We start from the raw sequence: 7,818 nt of genomic DNA, 5'->3' as shown, positions 1-7,818 counted from the left end.
CGCCGCCAGCGTTCATCCTGAGCCAGGATCGAACTCTCACGTTTAAATGTTTTGTTCAATCCGGCCAGAACTAAAAGCTTGGCTTTAATGTTCTGTCCGTTATTACTTTTGGTTTGTTAATTCTGAATAATTCTCTTGGAATTTTTCAGGGTTGCATTACTGTTTATTTGTCAAGGTACTTTAATTATGACCTTACTGTTTACGCAAGGTAAACGCAGAAGGAGGGATTTGAACCCTCGCGCCGCTATTAACGACCTGCACCCTTTCCAGGGGTGTCTCTTCAACCACTTGAGTACTTCTGCAAAATAGTTGATTCAATATAAATATTATATTGTTTGTAGCAGCGTGTTCATAATTAAGCGGAGCGAAAGGGATTCGAACCCTTGTGGCGTTGCCGCCAAACGGTTTTCAAGACCGCCTCGTTATGACCGCTTCGATATCGCTCCGAGTTGTCTTATTCAATATTCAAAATAAGAACTATTGCTTGTTGTGAACGTTTGTGGCGCTCACCGCAGCGCAAGATATATATTAACAAAGCCGCCATAACATGTCAAGCATGTTTTTCAACTTTTTTTTAAAAAATAATATTTTCATCTTTTTTGAACGATTTTTGATTTAGGTTCGATGTTGCCTTTTATGACGCAACCCGCACCAATAACGGCGTTGTCGCCAATCGTGGTCCCCCTTAGGATTGTCACATTTGCTCCCACCCAAACATTGTTTCCGATGACAACTTTTTCGGTAATGAAGTCTGAATCCATTGCTTTTTTATAATCATGATCATGATCCACTATAACCAGATTATTACCAAATTTGCATCCGTTACCGATCTTGATGCTCTCAAGAGCAGTGACGCAGCAGCCTGTATTAAAGAAACAATGATCGCCTATCTCAAGCTTGCCGTTATTGGCAACCAGGTAGAGATTACCTCTGTTCTGGTTATATGCCCCAAGCTTAACGGATCCTTTACCGTATATTTCCGTATGAAGATGGTCAAAGGTCTGGATCCATCCCGCCGAAAACCGCCCGGCATATCTGATCTTTCTTCCGAGTATTCCAAATAGGTTTTTTAAGTAAATAATTGGTGACCGCATTTCCCCCGCCTTCACTTTACATTTGTTTATACGATGATCATCTTCGCTGTGTCAAAATTTCTTCATAAACTTTTTCAAGCTTAGCCAAATGAGCGTCAAATCCAAACTCTTCGGCCGCAATTCTGTGACTTTCAGCTGATAAAGCCTTGTAGTCGGTCTCATTATCCAGGATTCTGCAGATTCCGTCAGATAGTTTGTCACAGTCTCCGGGTTCTGCAATGAAGCCGCTCTCCCCGCTTACGATAAGTTGAGGAATTCCTCCGACATTAGTTGAAACCACAGGAAGTCCGTAGGCCATCGCATCAAGAATAGCCATGGGAAGCCCCTCCTGATAAGAAGGAAGCAAAAAGAGTGAGGACTCCTTAAGGAGCTTGTCCTTCTCTCCGCCTCGAACCCAGCCCGGAAAACGGCAGTTCTTCATAAGTCCCGCCTGTTCCAGGGAGCCTTTTATCGCAGTTTCATCTTCCTTAGAACCGCTGCCGGCAAAAACAAATACCGCATCAGGGAATCTCTCCGTCACACGAGAAACGATGCCCGTAAAATCATAACCGCCTTTGCGATGTCCAAGTTCTCCAAGAAACAGTATCTGTCTCGCTGCAAAACGTGCATCAAGAAATCCTGCAACTTCACTCTGAGGCCTTGGTTTACAGTAATTGTTAATAACTCTTAACTTGTCCTTTGGTAAAAAAGCACTGAGCCTTTCCTTCCATTCCCCGGAAAGAACTATCACCATGGAAAAGCGGCTGAAAACCGTCTTGATCCTGGCCTTCTTTTTATCAGATGCCCTCACATAAAAAGTCTCGAAGTCGGCTCCGTGGCAGTGATCCAGGATGGGAATCCCCCTTTTGCCTGCCATGTGGATAAAGGGCTGCATCCTGTAGAAGCTTCCTCCGAAAGATGAATGAATATGCACAAGTTCCGGTTTGAAATCTCTTAAGACCTTGCTGAATTCAATGTATGCCCTAAGGGCCTTGAGTATCATTTTTAACTTGGATGCATCACAATAGGATTCAACATAGCGAATATCGTAATCTGTCTCTATTCTGCTGCCGTAGTAGCCGTTTGTAACGGCCGCGATCCCGCCCTTAACATCCCTCTGCTGGACGATCATGCAGATTCTGCGTTTTTCTTTTTCCATATCCTGCCCCAAAAGTGTCAAATAGTTCTTAGTATGGCTTCGGCTGCCGGAATATCCTCCGGAGTCGTTATCTTAATATTATTGTAGGAGCCTTCCACGAGCTTGACCTTTTTGTCGGTAAAATACTCCACTACCATGGCATCGTCGGTGATGTTAATGCCCTTGGACATCAGCTCGCCCTCTTCTCTGTCGAGCCTTCTGTACAGATCAAGTATCAGCCCAAAGGAAAAGGTCTGAGGTGTCTGGATCATCCAGGTCTTGCTGCGATCGGGTGTGGACTGGGCAAATCCCTTGTCATCGGCAAGTTTGATGGTGTCCTTAACAGGCATGCCGACCACACAGGCTCCGTATTCCTTAACCGCATGAAGGGACCTGGTTATGATATCTCTGTTAACAAAAGGTCTTGCTCCGTCGTGGATAAAAGCGTAGTCGCAGGAAGGATCTGCTGCTTCAAGTCCGAGGCGGACGCTGTGATACCTGTAGAGTCCTCCCTCAACAATAGCAGTAACCTTGTCAAAGCCATATTTTTCCACTATTTCCTTACGTACATAGTCGATGTCTCCCCTGGATACCACGAGAACAATATCGTCGATCATGCTCTCTTCAAAGGCCTTGAGAGAATAGTATATAAGCGGTTTACCGCCGATCTCCATGTACTGCTTTTTAACATCTGAATTCATTCTGCTGCCGCTTCCGGCTGCAAGCACTATGGCTACTGTCTTCATGTAGCTCCTCCCGATAGCATTATTGGTGTACGAATAAGTCAGTTCTTGTTGGCGTGATATCTGCGCTCCCTGTCTCCCAGAGGAAGATTGGGAACGGCGTTCATATCAAGGCCGAATCTGACACCTTTTTCATATTCAAAATAAGCTGCAGCGCCTATCATGGCTGCATTGTCGGTACAAAGAACAGGCGAAGGTCTGTAGAAGCTTATGCCGTTTGCCGCACACTCTTTTTCCAGAAGTTCTCTGAGCGCTGTGTTGGAGGCGACTCCTCCGGCGATGGCGAGCTTGTTGTAGCCGTATTCTTTGCAGGCAAGGATGGCGTGTCCCGCAAGGACTTCCACAACTGCCTTCTGGAAGGACGCCGCAACATCGGACTGGTTCAGCTCCTGTCCCTGCATCTTAGCCTGGTTTATATAATTAAGTACTGAGGACTTAAGTCCGCTAAAAGAGAAATCGTACTGCGCATCGCCAATCTTGGCCTGAGGGAAGGTGAAAGCATCGGGGTTACCCTCTCTGGCTGCCTTGTCAATCTTGGGGCCTCCGGGGTATCCAAGTCCGATGGCTCTGGCCACTTTGTCAAAAGCTTCTCCTGCCGCATCGTCTCTGGTCTGGCCTATGATCTCGTATTCGCCGTAGTCTTTAACCACCACGAGATGAGAGTGACCGCCGGATACCACAAGGCATACGAAGGGAGGCTCCAGGTCTTTGTTCTCGATAAAGTTGGCGCTGATATGTCCCTCAATATGGTGGACTCCGATAAGTGGTTTGTTCTTGGCAAAAGCGATGGCTTTGGCGGCGGATACTCCAACGAGAAGGGCGCCTACAAGACCGGGGCCGTAGGTCACGGCAACTGCATCGATATCATCAAGGGTAATCCCAGCTTCTGAAAGGGCGGCTCTGATGCAGCCGTTCATTTTCTCTACATGCTTCCTGGATGCGATCTCGGGGACAACGCCGCCGTAAATGGTGTGCAGCGCGATCTGGGAAGAGATAATATTGGACATAACTTCCCTTCCGTTTCTGACAACTGCTGCAGCGGTCTCATCGCAGGAGCTTTCAATGGCGAGGATTGTCACATCCCCGCCTTTATTAGCTTGATTAGTATTCTCTTTGTCAGCGTTCTCCTTGTCTTTGATGGACATGAAGATAACGCCGTCATCTTCTATATTCTTATTGATTTCCATATATTCACCGTTATAATTTTATAATCTTAGAAAGCGGACTCATCCTCCAGGATGTTCCAGCCGAGTATCTTCCACTTGCCCTGGTCGTCCTGCCTCATTATGAATTCGTAGTAAGTGGCGGAGCTGACAGTGCCGTGTCTCAAGGAAAAGAGGCATTTGACGGTGCACATTTTTTTGCCATCCACGGTGACAACTTCGGGTTCTTTGCTCTGAACAACATAGGCGGGGATTGAATAATCCTCATCCTTCTTGCCCTTAATCTCATCTCTCATGGACTTATAGAAATTGCTCTGGGCTGCCAGAAGCTCGTCGTCCATGATTCCCGCCAGCACATCCAGCATCTTGGTCTGCTGTTCATCGGAGTATTTCTCCTTGTACAGAACCTTCATTGTTCTGGCGTAGAGGTCCACAACCTTGCGGGCATCCGCAGGATAATTCTTATCAAGGTTGGTGGTGGTTATCTCGTCCACCACCGTCAGGTCATAGACCTCTTCTCCTCCGCTCTTTTTCCCCCTGTTAAGCAGAAGATACACTCCCAGAATGATAATTGCTCCGAGAGCAACCAGTACGATTGACTTGACAACTGCAGAACTAACACTGTTTTTTTCCATGTCCCCTCATTTCTGAGCTGTGGGCCCCACTGCCTCACATCACTCTTCTTCAAATCTAAGTTCTACGCTGCGTCCGTCCTTGGCCGCCTTGGAAGCGGGAAAAATCTTCTTGACCTCGGGCATGAACTCCGAAGGGTTCACCAGAGAAGGGCTGTAATGAGTAAGCCACATCTCCTTAACCTCGGCGTCCTTGGCCATCTTCGCCGCTTCATAAAAGGTCATATGCTTATATTCTTTTGCTTTCTTGATCTTATCGGGCTCGCCGTACATTCCTTCGCAGATAAAAAGATCCGAATCCTTGGCGTTTCGTACTATGTTGTCGGTGGGTCTGCTGTCGGTGGTGTAGGTGAGCTTGATGCCTTTTCTCTCTTGTCCCAGAACCATATCGGGAGTATAGGTAATGCCCTCGGGGGTAGTTACAGTTTCCCCCTTCTGAAGAGGATTCCAGTATCTCTTGTCGATTCCGGCGCTCTGGGCTGCCTCCACATCGAACTTGCCCTGCCTTCTAAGGCTCATGGAATAGCCGTAGCAGGTGATGTTGTGATTAACCTTAAAAGCACTTATGGTAAAACCGGGCATTCCCTCCGGTTCAAAGGACATTTCATCCTCGGTGATCTCCTTGAATCTGATCTCAAAGGGAAGCTCGGGAGCAATGACTCTGAGCGAATTAACGACTCTTTCAAGTCCCTTGGGGCCCACCATAAGAAGGGGCTCCGTCCTCTCGGCATTGCCCATGGTAAGGAGCATTCCGGGAAGACCGCTGATATGGTCTGCGTGATAATGGGTAAAACAGATAATATCTATGGGTTTGGCACTAAGTCCCTTTTTCTTCATTGCGATCTGGGTGGCCTCGCCGCAGTCTATCAGCACGCATTTTCCGTTGTATCTCACAAACAAAGCAGTGAGAAATCGGTTCGGAAGAGGCATCATTCCGCCTGTTCCGAGAAGACAAACATCTATCATATATTTCTTAATTCCTTTTCCAATAAATTACAGCATCATCCTTGGGTTCGTCGTAGAAGCCGGGACGAACACCCTCACTGACAAATCCAAGCTTCTCATAGAGCCTGATGGCGGCAGCGTTGGCCTTTCTTACTTCCAGTGTATAATTCTCTATTCCAAGGCCCCTGCCCCTTTCAAGGAGCTGCTTGACCATCTTGTAGCCAACGCCTTCCTTCCTGCAGTCGCCTGCAACAGAAACATTGGTGACTTCTCCGTCTCCTGAGACGTTCTGAACTCCGCAGAGCCCCACGATTCTTCCGGCCTTCTCGGCAACGAGATAAATCGTGTCATCTCTTGTCATTGCATCCAGGAGCTGTTTGCGGTTCCAGGCTTCTTTGCCAAGGTTGAGTTTCTCCAGCGCAGCTGCGTCGTCGATGTCCTCGGCGGTCATCTGCCTTACGCGAATGATGCCGGGAGTCTTGATGTCGGACTTCCTGTTGTCCTTCTTGTGGTCAGCGCCTTCCTTGGCTTCTCTCTCTGCCTGAGAGAGTCTCAGATAATCAGGAGCAAACTCATCAGCTGAAACCAGGATGCCTTCCTCTGCCATCTTTGCTCCGAGAGCCGCAAGGGCTGCCGCACTCTGCCTGTTCTGGTGGAGAGGCGCAATTGAATAGGGCACCTTGAGATTTTTTTCCAAAAGATCATGATAAACGGGAACGCCGTCTCCAAGGAGGATCACAGCCTTCCCAAGAGTGTTGATCTCGTTAATGATGTCGTCAAGAGCAGCGGCGTACTGGCCATGAATTATCTGCATGTCGAAGGTGCGCTCCATGCTCTTACCCTCAGGCATCTTGGGCACGAAGGTGTAGAGGCCGGTGTAGACCTGGTTCCTTCTGGCATCCATCATGGGGCAGATGACCTTCTCATTGCCGTAGAGGTTGTAGGCGATGCCGTCCACGGTGGGCACGGGAATAATAGGCTTATCCAGTGCAAGAGCAAGTCCCTTGGCAGTGGCGGCGCCTATCCTAAGGCCAGTAAAGGATCCCGGGCCCTTGGCCACAGCTATGGCGTCGATGGAAGAAAGGTCCAGATGAACCTTCCTGCACATGTCGTCCAGCATGGGCATAAGAATCTCGGAATGTGTTGTCTTATATTGAATTGAAAACTGGGCCAGGAGCATATCGCCGTCGGCAATGGCAACGGCGCCCACAAGACCTGATGTATCGATTGCAAGTATCTTCATATTCTATGAAAAATGTCCTTTTCCTAATTACTTCTTGATCATGGTTATGAGTCTGTAATCAAAGCCCTTCTCAAGGTTCTTCTCTATAACGATCTCTGTGTAGTGCTCGGGAAGAAGCTCCTCGATGAGGTTGGCCCACTCAACGATGCACAGACCATCCCCGTAAAAATAATCCTCATAGCCGATCTCGTCCATCTCGCTGATGTCGCCGATGCGATAGACGTCAAAATGGTAAAAGGGGATGCGGCCCTGATCGTACACCTGAATTATGGTGAAGGTGGGGCTGCTGACGGGGCCGTCAATTCCAAGGCCTCTGGCTATGCCCTGGGTAAAAACGGTCTTGCCGACGCCAAGGTCACCGACGAGGGTGAAGAGCTGGCCCGGCTGGGCGGTCTCACCGATTCTTTGGCCGATGGCGAAGGTTTCGTCGGGGCTGAATGACTCATGCTTGGTTACAATCTCCATACTAAACTCCTAATTAAAACTATAATTACTTGTAGTATACCATAAAAATGGGGTTGGTAGCATCCACCTGTGGTAGTGAACAGAGTACGCAGGAGTGGCATGAAAGAAGAAGTCGAAGGTGAGGACACTGCAGGGGGTAAGCGCCTTAAAAATACTTGTTTTCGTGCGCCTCGTGATTTTCTGAAGCTCGATGAAAGGGAAGCACCTCATTTCACCCTGTTCAGAACAATCGGCGCTCCCCTTCCCTCTCGCTTCGAAAATCATGTCGTCGTACAAGAACTGCGCATTTTTCCGACGCTTACCCCCTGCAGTGTCCTCCCCTCCGCCTCCCTCTTCCATCCCACTCCTGCTGTGCACTCCCCCTCCACATATGGTGAATCTGCTACCAATCATTTGATGGTAGTTCTTTACAAGCA

Annotated in this window: 8 protein-coding genes and 2 tRNA genes; all 10 read right to left on the bottom strand. The window is 48.3% G+C overall.

The features are described 5' to 3' along the window. Positions 1-213: 213 nt before the first annotated feature. The 10 genes from NXH67_RS09195 to tsaE all read right to left on the bottom strand — a co-directional run bounded on the left by NXH67_RS09195 (position 214) and on the right by tsaE (position 7,402). Positions 214-302, bottom strand: a tRNA-Ser gene (locus NXH67_RS09195). A 58-nt stretch (positions 303-360) separates the two neighbouring features. Then, positions 361-446, bottom strand: a tRNA-Ser gene (locus NXH67_RS09190). Between the two features lie 144 nt (positions 447-590). Next, entirely contained in the window at positions 591-1,094 is a 504-nt protein-coding gene (locus NXH67_RS09185) for an acyltransferase (RefSeq protein WP_272797199.1), read from the bottom strand. A gap of 37 nt (positions 1,095-1,131) precedes the next feature. Then, on the bottom strand, positions 1,132-2,232 hold the full coding sequence (locus NXH67_RS09180) for a glycosyltransferase family 4 protein (RefSeq protein WP_272797198.1): 1,101 nt from the start codon (positions 2,230-2,232) through the stop codon (positions 1,132-1,134). A 17-nt stretch (positions 2,233-2,249) separates the two neighbouring features. Next, a complete protein-coding gene (gene ispD / locus NXH67_RS09175) occupies positions 2,250-2,957 on the bottom strand; it encodes a 2-C-methyl-D-erythritol 4-phosphate cytidylyltransferase (RefSeq protein WP_022779722.1) in 708 nt (235 codons plus the stop codon). A 38-nt stretch (positions 2,958-2,995) separates the two neighbouring features. Then, complete coding sequence (gene tsaD, locus NXH67_RS09170) at positions 2,996-4,099, bottom strand: tRNA (adenosine(37)-N6)-threonylcarbamoyltransferase complex transferase subunit TsaD (protein WP_051139963.1); 1,104 nt, start codon at positions 4,097-4,099, stop codon at positions 2,996-2,998. 68 nt (positions 4,100-4,167) lie between these two features. Next, positions 4,168-4,752: a DUF6715 family protein gene (locus NXH67_RS09165; RefSeq protein ID WP_022779724.1), complete on the bottom strand. Its 585-nt coding sequence runs from the start codon at positions 4,750-4,752 to the stop codon at positions 4,168-4,170. A 39-nt stretch (positions 4,753-4,791) separates the two neighbouring features. After that, the gene (locus tag NXH67_RS09160) at positions 4,792-5,715 is read right to left on the bottom strand and encodes a ribonuclease Z (RefSeq protein ID WP_272797197.1); all 924 of its coding nucleotides are present in this window, start codon (positions 5,713-5,715) and stop codon (positions 4,792-4,794) included. A 7-nt stretch (positions 5,716-5,722) separates the two neighbouring features. After that, the gene (gene tsaB / locus NXH67_RS09155) at positions 5,723-6,937 is read right to left on the bottom strand and encodes a tRNA (adenosine(37)-N6)-threonylcarbamoyltransferase complex dimerization subunit type 1 TsaB (protein ID WP_272797196.1); all 1,215 of its coding nucleotides are present in this window, start codon (positions 6,935-6,937) and stop codon (positions 5,723-5,725) included. 27 nt (positions 6,938-6,964) lie between these two features. Beyond that, entirely contained in the window at positions 6,965-7,402 is a 438-nt protein-coding gene (tsaE, locus tag NXH67_RS09150; protein WP_022779727.1) for a tRNA (adenosine(37)-N6)-threonylcarbamoyltransferase complex ATPase subunit type 1 TsaE, read from the bottom strand. Between the last annotated feature and the right edge of the window lie 416 nt (positions 7,403-7,818).

Source organism: Butyrivibrio sp. DSM 10294 (assembly GCF_028539135.1).
Taxonomy (GTDB): domain Bacteria; phylum Bacillota; class Clostridia; order Lachnospirales; family Lachnospiraceae; genus Butyrivibrio.
The sequence above is the reverse complement of the archived record's forward strand: the minus strand, read 5'-3'. Positions and strand labels throughout refer to the sequence as shown.